This window comes from Hydrogenophaga defluvii (assembly GCF_042665235.1).
GTDB classification, from domain to species: domain Bacteria; phylum Pseudomonadota; class Gammaproteobacteria; order Burkholderiales; family Burkholderiaceae_C; genus Hydrogenophaga; species Hydrogenophaga defluvii_A.
Genome location: NZ_JBHTBZ010000004.1, coordinates 144,077 through 157,661, shown reverse-complemented (window position 1 = coordinate 157,661; position 13,585 = coordinate 144,077). Strand labels below are relative to the sequence as shown.

Below are 13,585 nucleotides of genomic sequence, written 5' to 3'. Positions count from 1 at the left end.
AGCGCATCAGGCGATGGCGCCCGCCCACTGCGCCAAGTCGTCTGGCTTGAGCTGCCCCAGCTTGCGTTCAGCCACCCCACCGCGCGAATTGAAGGCCACCGAAAACGGCAGACCACCACTGCTGTTGCCCAAGGCCTTGCTCAGTTCGGTGCCCTGCAAACCGCCGATGGCGACGGGAAAAGCCAGCGGCAGCTTCTGCGTGAACCGGCGCACCGCGCTGGGTTGGTCGATGGCCACACCCACCACCTGCCAGCCGCGCGCCTGCTGCTCGCGGTAAAAAGCGTTGAGCAACGGCAACTCTTCCACACAGGGCGGGCACCAAGTGGCCCAGAAGTTCACCAACAAAGGTTTGCCACGCCACGGCGCCACCGCCAACGGCATTCCGTCAGGGGTTTCGAATTGCTGCGACCACCACAGCTCGGCCGCGCCGTCGGCTGGCGCGTGCGGTTGGAATTTCCACCACGCCCAGCCGGCACCCAGTGCGCCCGCCAGTGCGGCCACGCCACCGGTGAGGAGAGATCGTTTGTTCATACCTGAAGGAATGCGGGTCGGCGCAAAAGTTCAACCACCCGCCCCAGACGCCAACAAAGCGCGCACGGCCACGGCATCGCCACGCGGTTTGCGCCCCTGATCGTCCAGGTGCAGGGCGCCGCGTTGGTCGTCGGCGTCGTTGATCAGCAGGTGCACCCCGATGTATTCACCCAGCGCATCACAGCGGCTGTTGAAGCTCAGGGCTTCCACCGGCTTGCCGTTGAAGCCGGTCACGGTGCGGGGTTCGTAGTCCACCCGCTTGTCAATCAAAGCCAGTTCGGCCGATTTCGGATCGTCACAGAACAGCTGAAGGTAGATGTCGCTCAGCCGTGTGGCGGTGCCGTGCCACACCGCACCGCCCAGGTGGGGGCGGAACTCGGCCAGGCGCTCCATCCACACCAGGGCCAGTTCGCGCAGCGCGCGCAGCTCGCCGGGTTGTGTGTCAGCGCAAAACAGGTCGAGGTATTCGCGCACCGCCGCTTCAAGCAGCCGGTTGTCCGGGAGTTCGCCTCGCTGCGGCATACCCAGCTGTTTGGCCGCGCGCTTCTTCGCCGGGCCGTATTCCAGGCCCTCCTCCACCACCAGCCGGGCGGCGGTGGCGGCGATCTCGTGTTTGACGCTGCTGTCCATTGCGCGACATTGTGCATTGCGCGACGCCGGGGCGCTCCGTACAGTGGCCAAAACCACAGTGGAGGCAAGATGTTGACAACCATGATGGACGTGCCCCTGTCGCTCAACCATGTGCTGGAGCGGGCGGGCGCGTTGTTTCCCACACAGGAAATCGTTTCGCGGCGGCCGGACAAATCGCTGGTGCGCCACAGCTATGCCCAGTGGCACCGGCGCACCCGAGCGCTGGCGGCAGCGCTGGCCGGCCTGGGCCTGCAACAAGGCGAACGTGTGGCCACGCTGTGCTGGAACCACCACGCCCACCTGGAGTGCTACTTCGGCATCCCCGCCGCCGGTGGCGTGATGCACACGCTGAACCTGCGCCTGGCACCCGAGGAAATCGGCTGGATCGCCGCCGACGCGCAAGACCGGGTGCTCATCGTGGACGACGTGTTGTTGCCCTTGTACGGGCAATTCAAACACCTTCACGCCTTCGAACACGTGATCGTGTTCCCGTTTTCAGGCACCAGCGTGCCCGCCGGCTTCACCGACTACGAAGCCTGGCTGGGCAGCGCCGACCCCGATGCCTGGGTACCGGCGCCCCACCTCGAGACCGACCCCGTGGCCATGTGCTACACCTCGGGCACCACCGGCCGGCCCAAAGGGGTGGTGTATTCGCACCGGTCCACCCTCCTGCACACGCTGGTGGCCTGCATGGGCGATTTCTGGGGCCTCAAAGGCTCCGACGTGCTGCTGCCCGTCACCCCCATGTTCCACGCCAACTGCTGGGGCACGCCTTACGGAGCCATCCTGACGGGGGCCAAACTGGTTTTCCCCGGGCCCCATCTGCACCCTGAAGATCTGCTGGACCTGATGACGCTGGAGCCGCCAACCCTGTCGCTGGGCGTGCCCACCATCTGGATGGGGATGATCCAGGCCTACAGTGCCGCACAAGACCCGGCCCACCCTCAACACGGCCGCTGGAAACTGCCCCAGGGCATGCGCTCACTGGTGGGCGGGGCGGCGGTGCCTGAATCACTCATCCGCGCCTTCGACGCGCATGGCATCTGGTTGTTGCAAGGCTGGGGCATGACCGAAACATCGCCACTGGCGGCGGTGTCTTACCCCAAGGCCGAGTTGCGAAACGCGCCCCAGGTCGAGCGCTACCGGCGTGCCGCCATGGCCGGCGTGCCTGTGCCCTTGGTGGACCTGCGCATCCGAGGCGATGACGGCCAGGACGCGCCCTGGAACGGGCAGGCCGTCGGTGAAATCCAGGTGCGCGGCCCTTTCATCACCGGCGGCTACCACGAGGTGCCGGTGAGCGAAGAGAAGTTCACCCCCGATGGCTGGCTGCGCACCGGCGACGTGGCCTCGGTGGACACGCTGGGTTTTCTGCGCATCACCGACCGCACCAAAGACCTCATCAAATCGGGCGGCGAATGGATCAGCTCCGTCGATCTGGAGAATGCCCTCATGGGCCATCCCGCCGTGGCAGAAGCCGCCGTGATCGCCATTCCCGACGAAAAATGGAGCGAACGCCCGCTGGCCTGTGTGGTCATCAAGCCCGGCCACACGGCAGAGGCGGCCGCGCTCAACGCCCACCTGCTGCAAAACCACTTTGCCAAGTGGCAACTGCCCGAGCGCTACGAGTTCATAGCCGCGGTGCCACGCACCTCCACCGGCAAATTCTGGAAGCTCAAGCTGCGGCAGATGTTCCCCAACTGAGCCGAAGTCGGGTTGCCACGGCCCGCGATAATCACGGCCATGCACATCCACATCCTCGGCATCTGCGGCACCTTCATGGGTGGCGTGGCGGCCCTGGCCCGCGAGGCGGGCCACACCGTGACCGGCTGCGACGCCGGCGTCTACCCGCCCATGAGCGACCAGTTGCGCGCGCTGGGCATTGATTTGATCGAGGGGTTTGGCGCTGACCAGATGGCGCTCAAGCCCGACATGTTTGTCATCGGCAACGTGGTCAGCCGGGCACGCCTGCCCGACGGATCACCGAAATTCCCGTTGATGGAAGCCATCCTCGACGCCGGCGCACCCTACACCAGCGGCCCTCAATGGATGAGCGAACACATCCTGCAAGGCCGGCATGTGCTGGCGGTGGCGGGAACGCACGGCAAAACCACCACCACGTCGATGTTGGCTTGGGTGCTGGCATACGCAGGATTGAAACCGGGCTTCCTGGTCGGCGGCGTGCCTTTGAATTTCGGTGTATCGGCGCGCTTGGGCGGTGCCGTCAACAACACAAGCGAGGGGGCAGGCGAGGCTGGCGGGTTGGCAGCGCGCTCTGCTCCGTGTCCCCCGCCGGCTGCGCCGGCTCCTCCTTTACCTGCGCAGAACGCGCTGCCAACCTGCCAGCCTCTCTTCGTCATCGAGGCGGACGAGTACGACACCGCGTTTTTCGACAAACGCAGCAAGTTCGTGCACTACCGCCCCCGCACCGCCGTGCTCAACAACCTCGAATTCGACCACGCCGACATCTTCGACAGCCTGGCCGACATCGAGCGCCAGTTCCACCACCTGGTGCGCACCGTGCCCTCACAAGGCCGTGTGGTGTGGAACGGGCTGGAAGAAAGCCTGGCGCGGGTGTTGCACCAAGGCTGCTGGAGCGAGCAACGCAGCTTCGGCGCGGCGGTGAGCGACTTTTCTGCCGAAGGCGAGCCGAATGACTTTGCCGTGCTGCAAGCAGGGCGCGAAGTGGCGCGTGTGCGCTGGGCCTTGGGCGGCGTGCACAACCAGCTCAACGCCCTGGCCGCCATCGCGGCAGCCGAACACGTGGGGGTAGCGCCCGCGCTGGCCGCCGAGGCCTTGGGTCAGTTCCAGAACGTCAAACGCCGGATGGAAGTGCGTGGCACGGTGGCCAACGTCACCGTCTACGACGACTTTGCCCACCACCCGACGGCCATACGCACCACGGTGGACGGCCTGCGCCGCCAGGTGGGCGCGGCACGCATCCTGGCCATTTTTGAACCGCGCAGCAACACCATGAAGCTGGGCACCATGAAAAGCCAGTTGCCCTGGAGCCTGGAACAGGCCGACCTGGCGTTTTGCCACAGCGGCAGCCTGGGCTGGGACGCAGCCGAGGCGCTGGCCCCTATGGGCACGCGTGCCCAGGTGGCCGGTGACATCGCCACGCTGGTCGATCAGGTGATGGCTGCGGTGCAGCCGGGCGACCAGTTGCTGTGCATGAGCAACGGTGGCTTTGGTGGTGTGCACCAGCGTTTGCTGGATGCGCTCGCGACCCGCTTCCGCTGACCATCGGGTCACCGCCGGGGCGCCCCAAGGTGACCCCGTCCCCTTTGGGGGGCAGCGACCCGCGCAGCGGCGGAGCGTGGGGGGCGTATTCAGTAGCTGACAGACAGCGACGGCACGTCGATGCGCACCACCGGCTTGGCCAACACCGCACTCACGGTGCGCGCAAAGGCGTTGGCCCACGGACGGTAGGCCTCTTGCGAAAAACGGCTCTGGCCAGCGGCCTGGGCCACCACCAGCACCTTGTCGGCCAGCAGCAACTTGCCTGTGGGACGCAAAGGTTCGCACTCCATTTCCGTGAACTGCTGGTCCAGCCACTGGCGCGCCAGTTCGTGGGGCATGGGCTGCACTTCTTCCAGATCGAAGGTGTACTGGGTGTGTTCGCCCCAACTGACGGTGACTTGGCAACGCATGGCCGCAAACTCCTGATGACGTGTTGAACTGCCTGCACATTGTGCCGCCAAGCCCACCCGCCCGCATACCCCCTCGGGCATGCGGGTGGTCGTTTGTCAACGCGCGCGGCGCGCCAGCACCGACTGCGCCAGACCTTCGAGCAACTGCTCGGACTGACCCCAGTCGATGCAGGCGTCGGTGATGCTTTGGCCGTAGGCCAGCTTGCTCACGTCGTCCTTGCCGGGCGTGAATTTTTGCGCGCCGGGGTTGATGTGGCTTTCCACCATCACCCCAAAAACGCTGCGCGAACCACCGGCGATTTGTGCCCCGATGTCGCGCGCCACGTCCATCTGCTTCTCGTGCTGCTTGCTGCTGTTGGCGTGGCTGCAATCCACCATCAGCGTGGCCGGCAGTTTGGCGGCGTCCAGTTCCTTGCAGGCGGCGGCCACACTGGCAGCGTCGTAGTTGGGTACCTTGCCACCACGCAAAATCACGTGGCAATCCTTGTTGCCATTGGTCTGCACGATGGCCACCTGGCCGTTTTTATGCACCGACAGGAAGTGGTGGCCACGCGCGGCGGCCTGGATGGCGTCGGTCGCGATTTTGATGTTGCCGTCGGTGCCGTTCTTGAAGCCAATCGGCGCCGACAGGCCCGAGGCCAGCTCGCGGTGCACCTGGCTCTCGGTCGTGCGTGCGCCGATGGCACCCCAGGCGATCAGGTCGCCGATGTACTGCGGCGAGATGACATCGAGGAACTCGCTGCCCGCCGGCAGCCCCAGGCGGTTGATCTCGATGAGCAACTGGCGCGCGATGCGCAGGCCTTCATCGATGCGGAAACTTTCATCCAGGTAGGGGTCGTTGATCAGGCCCTTCCAGCCCACCGTGGTGCGTGGCTTTTCGAAGTAGACACGCATCACGATTTCCAGCGAATCGGCGTACTTGTCACGCAGCGGCTTGAGGCGGCGTGCGTAGTCGAGCGCGGCGGCCGGGTCGTGGATGGAGCACGGGCCGATCACGACCAGCAGGCGGTCGTCCTTGCCGTGCAGGATGTTGTGAATGGACTTGCGGGTCTGGGTGATCAGCGACTCGACGGCCGTGCCACGGATGGGGAAAAAGCGGATCAGGTGTTCGGGAGGAGGCAGCACAGTCACGTCCTTGATGCGTTTGTCGTCGGTTTCGCTGGTTTTTTCGACGGCCGCATACCAGGACTCGGGGCTGGGGCTGTGGGCTTTGGCATTCATGGCTGACTCCTCGAACAGGTGGTTGAAAACGGATGGAACGGTGGTGGGTGCGCGTGGCGCAAAAAAAAACCGCCGGGGATCCCGACGGTTTTTCAGATTTTGCTGGCCTTGCGCGTTTGCTTACGCTTGTGCCTCTCTGCCGTCGGTGACGCGTGAGATCCAAAAGTAAGCAAAGTAAAAGCAAGCGGCTTTCATGGGATGCCAATGTAGCACAACGCATGTAGGCCACCATCGGAGCGCGTCGCTCCCGCACAACAGAGAGCACGCGCGTGGCAAATCTGTGGGGGACGGGCCCATCGCACAACGGTTCATACAGATCGCCGTACAGATCGCCGTGACAGAATTACAAAGAAAATAGGTGATCTGCCGTAGGGCATAGGGAGAAAAATGCAAAAGATGGAAATACCATTCTGGCCAGGAGAGCCGGACACCTTGGTGCTTGCCGGAGGTGGCAATCGATGCTGGTGGCAGGCTGGAATATTGAGCACGCTGCTCGACGAGGGCAACGAACTGCCTGGTGAATTGATTGCCACCAGTGCAGGGGCCGCGATTGCGACTGCAGCCCTAACCGGTGGTTTAACCACAGCACTCAATGCCTGTCGTGCGCTGTACGCACGAAACGCTGCCAACTTTCGTTGGCGCGGCCTGCTGTCACTTCGGATGGAGTTTGCTCACCAACACATCTACCCGACTTGGCTGTCCGCATTCGTCACACAAAACAACCTGCAGCGCTTGGCAGAGCAATCATCCAAGTTACTGGTGGCGGTCACGAGACCGTCGCGCCTGCTGGGACTGGCCGGGAGTGTCGGAATGGGAACACTGGCCTATGCCATAGACAACAAAGTACGACACAAACTTCATCCACGCTTGCCACATTGGCTGGGGCTGCGCCTTGAATTTCTACCGATTGACGGCAGCCAGCCCATCGAAGATGTACACCGTCTGCTGAAAGCCAGCGCTGCACCTCCACCCATCATGCCAGCACAACTGCTGGGACACCATGCGGCCTTTGACGGTGGTTACACGGACAACGCGCCACTGCCGACAGGAACGCGCCACACGCACTCACTGACGCTGCTGACCCGGCATTACCCGAAGAGACCATCGATTTTTTTCCAAAACCATCGCTGGTATTGGCAACCCAGCCGCCCAATCCCGGTGTCCACCTGGGACTGCACCTATCGGGCGACGGTCGATTCAGCCTTTGCTCTTGGCCAGGCTGACGCACATGCGTGGCTGAAATCAAAAAAGAATGGACTCAGGACCTGAAACGATCAAGCCGCCCCACCAACGATCAGCCCGCAAAGTCGCGTGCCGCCGCCAAGCTTCGGCTGAAACCCACAATGTCTGGCACGATCATCACCGGCTTGTCTTCGCTGATTGCCATGCCTGCCGCCTTGCTTGGCGCACTTCGATCAGGCGGTCCGCACGTCCCGAACGTATTCGCGTTGGCCCACACGGCTTGGCTGGCCACTGGCGGGCAGGTGCCGGCTCTGGCGGCCGTAGGGGTCGCGTGCTTGGAAGCCCTGTGGAGTGGGCCATGTGCCGACGGGCCTCCCGAGTTTGTAAGCACTGTGGCGGATCCCTGCGAGTCACCTCAAGTGCCCAGCAGGCGGCGAGCGAGCACGGTTTGCATGTCACGTCGTCCGTCCGCAATCAAGTAAATGATGACTTGTCTGCCTCTGACACGGTAGATCACACGGTAAGGCTTGAAGAAGGTTTGGCGGTATTCTTTGATACCAAGGCCGACCAGTTCCTTCGGATAGCTACCGCGTTCCGGGAATTTCGACAGGCTATCCACCATGTCCATCACCGCATCCAACACATCGTTGGCGTTGGCGACACAGTCGAATTGGCAGATGTGGTCGTGGATGGCCTCCAAGTCCTGCTCCGCACCCTCGGTGAGCAAGACTTCAAAGGTGGCAGATGCGCCTGCCATCAGGCTGAAGTTCGCTTGGCGCGGAGGCGGGCAACGACGTCTGCCACAGGCTTGACCTTGTCGGCCGCCACATCCTGATTTCCCAGCGCAAGCATTTTTAACAAGGCCAGCGTTTCCTGCGTCTCTTCAAACGAGGCCACGTCCTGCAGGACAGCCTTGGCTTCACCGTTTTGGGTGATGACCATCGGTTCACGCTGCTCCGCGAGGTGCGTCAGAACCTCGGCAGCGTTGGCTTTGAGGTAACTGATGGGCTTGATTTGTGATGAGTAGCGCATGACCATGCTTCAGACTTGATGAGGTCTTAATATAGTCTTTTAATGGTCTCATCACAAGATACGGGGCCACCATCAGGCGGACAAGGCCCCAACAGCGTTGACAGCTGCTGCAAACGTCAGGCGGTGCCACCCACCGTCAACCCATCAATGCGAAGCGTGGGCTGGCCCACACCCACCGGCACGCTCTGGCCTTCTTTGCCACAGGTGCCCACACCGCTGTCCAGCGCCAGGTCGTTGCCGATCATGCTGACTTTTTTCATGGCCTCGGGGCCGTTGCCGATCAGCGTGGCGCCCTTGACCGGGTATTGGATCTGGCCGTTTTCCACCCAGTAGGCCTGGCTGGCCGAGAACACGAATTTACCGCTGGTGATGTCCACCTGGCCACCACCAAAGTTGGTGGCGTAGAGGCCGCGCTTGATGCTGGCGATGATTTCTTTCGGATCGCGGTCGCCACCCAGCATGTAGGTGTTGGTCATGCGGGGCATGGGCAGGTGGGCGTAGCTTTCGCGCCGGCCGTTGCCCGTGGGCGCCACACCCATCAGGCGGGCATTCAGGCTGTCCTGGATGTAGCCGCGCAGGATGCCGTCCTCAATCAACACGTTTTTCTGTGTGGCGTGGCCTTCGTCGTCCACGTTGAGCGAGCCGCGCCGATCCTGAATGGTGCCGTCGTCCAACACGGTCACGCCCTTGGCCGCCACGCGCTGACCGATGCGGCCACTGAAGGCGCTGCTGCCCTTGCGGTTGAAGTCACCTTCCAGCCCGTGGCCCACCGCCTCGTGCAGCAACACGCCGGGCCAACCCGGGCCGAGCACCACGGTCATTTCACCGGCGGGCGCGGGGCGCGATTCGAGGTTGGTCAGGGCCGATTCGACGGCCTCGTCCACGTAGCGCTGGGCCATGGCATCGTCGAAGTAGGCAAACCCAAAACGGCCACCGCCGCCCGAGGAGCCCATTTCACGACGGCCGTTATGTTCCGCGATCACGGTGACCGACAGGCGCACCAGCGGGCGCACATCGGCGGCCAGGGTGCCGTCGGCGCGCGCCACCAGCACCACGTCGTATTCGCTGGCCAGGCCGGCCATCACCTGCACGATGCGCGGGTCTTTGGCCTTGGCCATTTTTTCCACTTTTTCCAGCAGGGCCACCTTTTCGGTGCTGTTGAGGCTAGCAATCGGGTCGGTGGGCGCGTAGAGGCTGCGCGCCTTGGCCACCTTGCGCGGGCCAACCTTGGCCTTCTTATTCTGACCCTGGTGGGAGATGGTGCGCACGGTATGAGCGGCGTCCTGCAAGGCGGCCCAGGACAGGTCGTCGGAGTAGGCAAACGCGGTTTTTTCGCCGCTGACGGCGCGCACGCCCACGCCTTGGTCGATGCTGAAGCTGCCGGTCTTGACGATGCCCTCTTCCAGGCTCCAGCCCTCAGAGCGGGTGTACTGAAAATAGAGGTCGGCATCGTCCACGCCGTGGCTCATGATTTCGCCCAGCGCCTTGCGCAAATGGGACTCGTCCAGACCAAACGGGTCGAGCAAAAGGGATTGGGCGGTGGCAATGCGTGCCAGGGTGGGTTCGCGGGCGATCATGGGGTGATTGTAGGAAGGCCGACAAGACGGCAACGGCACAGGGGTCAAGCGGCAGGTTTGGGGTTGCGCAGCCACTGCAATAAGGCCGCATCGTCCAGCTCCGCCATGCCCGCCTGATGGGCGGCCTGGAACACGGCAGCCGCGCGCTGACCCAGCGGGCCTTCAAACCCCACCGCCCGACCAGCGGCCACGGCCAAACCGGTGTCTTTTTCCAGCAGGGTCACGTGGGCGCGGGGCGCCAGATCACCCGCGATGGCGCGGCGCATGCGGTCGCTGCCAATCCAGCTCTGGCCGCTGCTGTGTTCGATCACATCCAGCGTGGTGCCCAGGGCCAGCCCCATGCGCTCGGCCAGGGCCAGGGCCTCGGCAGCGCCCACGAGGTTGATGCCGGCCAACAGGTTGTTGACCAGCTTGGTGCGGGCGCCGTCGCCAGGGCGTTCGCTGACGACAAAACGGCGCGAGGACACATCGGCCAGCAAGTCAGCATGTTGCGCCAGCACGGCCTGCGGGCCAGCCAACATGAGGCTCATGCTGCCATCGCGCGCCCGCGCCGGACCACCTGACATGGGTGCGTCCAGCGTGGCCACACCGCGCTCGTTCAGGCGGGCGGCGCAATGCGCCACCACCTCAGGCGCGATGGTGGGGCACAACATCACGGTGCCACCCGGGCGCAGCGCGGGCAAGGCACCTGCGGCACCAAACAGCACGGCCTCGGTCTGCGCAGCGTCCACCACGGCAACGATGAGCACACCGCCATCGCCCAGGCGGGCCGCCACGGCGGCGGCATCCGCGCAGACCTCGGCCCCCACGGCACGGGCGTGGTCGCAGCGCACGGGGTCGATGTCGTGCATGGCCACGCGCCAGCCGCACTCGCGCAGGCGGGCCAACATGGCGCCACCCATGTTGCCCGCGCCAATGATGCCGACCTGGACCGCCGCACTCATGTTTGCACCAGCCGCTTGGAACGCGCAATCGACATCAGGATGCCCAAACCCGCGCCCAGCGTGACCATGGCCGTGCCGCCGTAGCTGATGAAAGGCAGCGGCACGCCCACCACGGGCAGGATGCCGCTGACCATGCCCATGTTGACAAAAGCGTAAACAAAGAAGTTGAGCGTGACCGCGCCGCCCACCAGGCGCGAGAACAGGGTGGGCGCCTCCATCGCAATGGCCAGGCCCCGAAAGATGAGAAACACAAAGGCCAGCAACAGACCGATGACGCCGACGAGGCCAAATTCTTCGGAGAGACCGGCGAAGATGAAGTCGGTGGTGCGTTCAGGGATGAACTCCAGGTGGGTTTGTGTGCCCTGCATGAAACCCTTGCCCCAGACCCCCCCGGACCCAATGGCGATCATGCCCTGGATGATGTGAAAACCCTTGCCCAATGGGTCTTTGGTGGGGTCAAGCAAGGTGCACACGCGCTGTTTCTGGTAGTCGTGCAGAACCTGCCAGTCGAGGCCGGGCTGGCACCAGTCGTCGCCCATGATCACCAGCGTGATGATGCCGACCGCCCCCAGCACCACCGGCGGCAAGATGAGTTTCCAGCTCAGACCGGCAAAATAGATCACCCACAACCCGGAGGCCAGCACCAGCAGCGAAGTGCCCAGGTCGGGCTGTTTGATGATCAACGCCACCGGCACCAGCAACAGGGCGCCGGCCGCCAGAAAATCCAGCGGGCGCAACTGCCCTTCGCGGCGCTGAAACCACCAGCCCAGCATCAGCGGCATGGCAATTTTCATCAACTCGCTGGGCTGGATGACCGTGACCTGGATGTCCAGCCAACGCGTGGCGCCTTTGCGCGTGATGCCAAACAGCTCCACCCCCAGCAGCAGCAGCACGCCCCCCAGGTACAAGGGCAAGGCCAACGCCATCAGCCGCTGCGGTGGCACCTGGGCCACAAAAAACAGCACGCCCACGGCAATCAGCATGTTGCGGCCGTGGTCGGCAAAACGGCTGCCGTGGTCAAAACCCACGGAATACATCACCAGCAGGCCCATGCCCGCGAGCAGGGACACGGCCAACGCCAGCGGCAAATCGAACCCCTGAAACACCGGCAGCACACGCTGCCACAGGGAAGGTCTATCAAAAACAACGGCCATGGGCGTGAATTATCCTCGCGCCATGTCCGCCACCACACCGCGCTCAACCGCCACCCACCTGCTTTACCTGCACGGCTTCCGTTCGTCGCCCCAATCGGCCAAAGCGCGGCAGATGGCCGAACGTGTGGCGCGGGAGCACCCCGGCGTAACCTGGTGGTGCCCTCAGCTGCCGCCCTCACCCGCTGCGGCCATGGCGCTGGTGATGGACGGCATCCGCAACTGGCCACACGACCGGGCGGCCGTGGTGGGCTCCTCGCTGGGTGGGTTTTATGCCCGCTGGATACACGCCCAACTGGGCTGCCGCGTGGCGCTGCTCAACCCCGCCATCCAGCCCGCGCGCGACCTGGCCAAATACATCGGCGAGCAGACCACCTGGCAAAACCCCGAGGAGCGCTTCTTCTTTGAACCTGGCTTTGTGGCCGAGCTTCAAACCCAGCAGGACGCCATCACCTTGCCCCTGCAAGACGCGTTTGCGCTGATCGCTATGGGCGATGAGGTGCTGGACTGGCGCGAGATGGTGGGCGGATGTGTGGGCGCGCACATCAAACTGCTGCCCGGCGGCGACCACGCCCTGAGCGACTTCGACCAGCACCTGGGTGAGGTGCTGCAGTTTCTGCAACTTGAAATTGTCCGAAAAGTGCCGACCGTCGCTGATTGACAAAAAATGCAATCACCTGGCGGTGTGGCGCCCTCGCCCCGTCACCCAGGCTGAACACCGATGTTGGTTGGCCGCCATGCCGCCACCAAGTGGTCGATCAACACCCTCACCTTGGGCGCCTTGTAGCGCGATCCGGCGTACAACAAATAGGCCATGCCCTGGTAGTTGGTGTCGAAGGCCCAATCGGGTAACACGCGCACCACCCGTTCGGCGGCCAACGCATCACGTGCGACGAAGTCGGGCACGCAGCCCACACCGAGACCCGCTTCAATCGCCGTCAGGCGCATCTCGCTGTGGTTCACTGTGTAGCGGCCAGAGACCGCAACAGACACAACGTCCTGGCCTCGCACGAAGCGCCAACGGCTGTCACGCTCCTGTTCGCCGATCGCCAGGCAGCTGTGCCCCATCAGGTCCTCGGGCACCCGCACTGGCGAATGCGAGTCCAGGTAGGCCGGGCTGGCCAGCAAGAGCTGGCGCACTGGCAGCAGCGCCCGCGCCACCAAACCCTGAGGCGGGTCGTCGGTCAGGCGAATCACCAAATCAACACCCTCCCGCAATGGATCAACCCGTCGGTCCACCACCAACAAGTGCACATCGACTGCGGGGTAACGTTGAATAAAGTCCAGCAGAAGAGGCTGCAAGACGTGCCGTGCAAACGCCTTGGGCGCACTCACGCGAACCAGCCCCCGAGGGATACCGGCGTGTCCTTCAGCCACTTGGAACGTCGCCTGCAGAGCGGCAACCATGGCGCGTCCTTGTTCCAGCACCTCCAGCCCAGCATCGGTCATGCGAAGTTGCCGCGTGGTCCGTTGCAGCAATGACACGCCCAAGGCCTTCTCCAGCCTGGCCACCTGTCGGCTGATGGCAGACGGCGTCACCCCCAGTTGGCGTGCAGCAGCAGAAAAACTACCCATCTCAGCCACGCGGACAAACGTGACCAACTCGTGCATCACCCCAAGAAAGTCAACTGTTCTCACCGGGCACAACTCCTGTTCTGCCAAACAGT

General features: G+C 63.9%; 14 protein-coding genes. 4 read left to right on the top strand and 10 right to left on the bottom strand.

Annotated elements, in window-relative coordinates:
• Positions 1 to 6: 6 nt before the first annotated feature.
• Positions 7 to 531, bottom strand: a complete 525-nt coding sequence (locus ACFQU0_RS01400; protein WP_382198125.1) for a TlpA disulfide reductase family protein — start codon at positions 529 to 531, stop codon at positions 7 to 9.
• A gap of 30 nt (positions 532 to 561) precedes the next feature.
• On the bottom strand, positions 562 to 1,161 hold the full coding sequence (locus ACFQU0_RS01395) for a hypothetical protein (protein WP_382198123.1): 600 nt from the start codon (positions 1,159 to 1,161) through the stop codon (positions 562 to 564).
• Positions 1,162 to 1,230: 69 nt separating this feature from the next.
• Between ACFQU0_RS01395 and ACFQU0_RS01390 the strand changes: the two genes are divergently transcribed.
• Together ACFQU0_RS01390 and mpl are read left to right on the top strand one after the other, a co-directional pair.
• Complete coding sequence (locus tag ACFQU0_RS01390; protein WP_382198122.1) at positions 1,231 to 2,862, top strand: long-chain-fatty-acid--CoA ligase; 1,632 nt, start codon at positions 1,231 to 1,233, stop codon at positions 2,860 to 2,862.
• A gap of 39 nt (positions 2,863 to 2,901) precedes the next feature.
• Positions 2,902 to 4,401: a UDP-N-acetylmuramate:L-alanyl-gamma-D-glutamyl-meso-diaminopimelate ligase gene (mpl, locus tag ACFQU0_RS01385; RefSeq protein WP_382198121.1), complete on the top strand. Its 1,500-nt coding sequence runs from the start codon at positions 2,902 to 2,904 to the stop codon at positions 4,399 to 4,401.
• 89 nt (positions 4,402 to 4,490) lie between these two features.
• Here mpl and ACFQU0_RS01380 read toward each other — a convergent pair whose 3' ends face one another.
• Together ACFQU0_RS01380 and ACFQU0_RS01375 are read right to left on the bottom strand one after the other, a co-directional pair.
• Complete coding sequence (locus tag ACFQU0_RS01380) at positions 4,491 to 4,811, bottom strand: hypothetical protein (protein WP_382198119.1); 321 nt, start codon at positions 4,809 to 4,811, stop codon at positions 4,491 to 4,493.
• 96 nt (positions 4,812 to 4,907) lie between these two features.
• Positions 4,908 to 6,032: a 3-deoxy-7-phosphoheptulonate synthase gene (locus tag ACFQU0_RS01375; RefSeq protein ID WP_382198117.1), complete on the bottom strand. Its 1,125-nt coding sequence runs from the start codon at positions 6,030 to 6,032 to the stop codon at positions 4,908 to 4,910.
• Positions 6,033 to 6,419: 387 nt separating this feature from the next.
• On the opposite strand from ACFQU0_RS01375, the gene ACFQU0_RS01370 reads away from it, so the two are divergent.
• Entirely contained in the window at positions 6,420 to 7,301 is an 882-nt protein-coding gene (locus ACFQU0_RS01370) for a patatin-like phospholipase family protein (protein WP_382198115.1), read from the top strand.
• Positions 7,302 to 7,629: 328 nt separating this feature from the next.
• On the opposite strand, the gene ACFQU0_RS01365 is transcribed toward ACFQU0_RS01370, so the two are convergent.
• From ACFQU0_RS01365 to rodA, 5 genes are all read right to left on the bottom strand, one after another.
• The gene (locus tag ACFQU0_RS01365; RefSeq protein WP_382198113.1) at positions 7,630 to 7,971 is read right to left on the bottom strand and encodes a type II toxin-antitoxin system RelE/ParE family toxin; all 342 of its coding nucleotides are present in this window, start codon (positions 7,969 to 7,971) and stop codon (positions 7,630 to 7,632) included.
• Positions 7,971 to 8,246 (bottom strand): type II toxin-antitoxin system Phd/YefM family antitoxin, encoded by a 276-nt coding sequence (locus tag ACFQU0_RS01360; protein WP_382198272.1) that lies wholly within the window; start codon positions 8,244 to 8,246, stop codon positions 7,971 to 7,973. The genes ACFQU0_RS01365 and ACFQU0_RS01360 overlap by 1 nt, the downstream gene beginning before the upstream one ends.
• Before the next feature lie 116 nt (positions 8,247 to 8,362).
• Entirely contained in the window at positions 8,363 to 9,823 is a 1,461-nt protein-coding gene (tldD, locus tag ACFQU0_RS01355) for a metalloprotease TldD (protein ID WP_382198111.1), read from the bottom strand.
• Positions 9,824 to 9,867: 44 nt separating this feature from the next.
• Positions 9,868 to 10,767, bottom strand: coding sequence for an NAD(P)-dependent oxidoreductase (locus tag ACFQU0_RS01350; protein ID WP_382198109.1), 900 nt, complete (start codon positions 10,765 to 10,767; stop codon positions 9,868 to 9,870).
• Positions 10,764 to 11,921 carry a rod shape-determining protein RodA gene (gene rodA, locus ACFQU0_RS01345; protein ID WP_382198107.1) on the bottom strand — a complete coding sequence of 386 codons (1,158 nt, stop codon included), beginning with the start codon at positions 11,919 to 11,921 and terminating at the stop codon, positions 10,764 to 10,766. Before rodA ends, ACFQU0_RS01350 begins: the two co-directional genes overlap by 4 nt.
• A 22-nt stretch (positions 11,922 to 11,943) precedes the next feature.
• Here rodA and ACFQU0_RS01340 point away from each other — a divergent pair, with 22 nt between their 5' ends.
• Positions 11,944 to 12,579 (top strand): YqiA/YcfP family alpha/beta fold hydrolase, encoded by a 636-nt coding sequence (locus ACFQU0_RS01340; protein WP_382198105.1) that lies wholly within the window; start codon positions 11,944 to 11,946, stop codon positions 12,577 to 12,579.
• A 41-nt stretch (positions 12,580 to 12,620) separates the two neighbouring features.
• Here the strand turns inward: ACFQU0_RS01340 and ACFQU0_RS01335 are convergent, their stop codons facing one another.
• Positions 12,621 to 13,556, bottom strand: coding sequence for a LysR family transcriptional regulator (locus ACFQU0_RS01335; RefSeq protein WP_382198103.1), 936 nt, complete (start codon positions 13,554 to 13,556; stop codon positions 12,621 to 12,623).
• Between the last annotated feature and the right edge of the window lie 29 nt (positions 13,557 to 13,585).

What these genes read in the sequence shown, in the direction of transcription:
- mpl (WP_382198121.1), top strand. Translation starts at nt 2,902, where the DNA reads ATGCACATCCACATCCTCGGCATCTGCGGCACCTTCATGGGTGGCGTG.
- ACFQU0_RS01340 (WP_382198105.1), top strand. Translation starts at nt 11,944, where the DNA reads ATGTCCGCCACCACACCGCGCTCAACCGCCACCCACCTGCTTTACCTG.
- rodA (WP_382198107.1), bottom strand. Translation starts at nt 11,921, where the DNA reads ATGGCCGTTGTTTTTGATAGACCTTCCCTGTGGCAGCGTGTGCTGCCG.
- ACFQU0_RS01395 (WP_382198123.1), bottom strand. Translation starts at nt 1,161, where the DNA reads ATGGACAGCAGCGTCAAACACGAGATCGCCGCCACCGCCGCCCGGCTG.
- ACFQU0_RS01370 (WP_382198115.1), top strand. Translation starts at nt 6,420, where the DNA reads ATGCAAAAGATGGAAATACCATTCTGGCCAGGAGAGCCGGACACCTTG.
- ACFQU0_RS01400 (WP_382198125.1), bottom strand. Translation starts at nt 531, where the DNA reads ATGAACAAACGATCTCTCCTCACCGGTGGCGTGGCCGCACTGGCGGGC.
- ACFQU0_RS01350 (WP_382198109.1), bottom strand. Translation starts at nt 10,767, where the DNA reads ATGAGTGCGGCGGTCCAGGTCGGCATCATTGGCGCGGGCAACATGGGT.
- ACFQU0_RS01365 (WP_382198113.1), bottom strand. Translation starts at nt 7,971, where the DNA reads ATGGCAGGCGCATCTGCCACCTTTGAAGTCTTGCTCACCGAGGGTGCG.
- ACFQU0_RS01375 (WP_382198117.1), bottom strand. Translation starts at nt 6,032, where the DNA reads ATGAATGCCAAAGCCCACAGCCCCAGCCCCGAGTCCTGGTATGCGGCC.
- ACFQU0_RS01380 (WP_382198119.1), bottom strand. Translation starts at nt 4,811, where the DNA reads ATGCGTTGCCAAGTCACCGTCAGTTGGGGCGAACACACCCAGTACACC.
- ACFQU0_RS01360 (WP_382198272.1), bottom strand. Translation starts at nt 8,246, where the DNA reads ATGCGCTACTCATCACAAATCAAGCCCATCAGTTACCTCAAAGCCAAC.
- tldD (WP_382198111.1), bottom strand. Translation starts at nt 9,823, where the DNA reads ATGATCGCCCGCGAACCCACCCTGGCACGCATTGCCACCGCCCAATCC.
- ACFQU0_RS01390 (WP_382198122.1), top strand. Translation starts at nt 1,231, where the DNA reads ATGTTGACAACCATGATGGACGTGCCCCTGTCGCTCAACCATGTGCTG.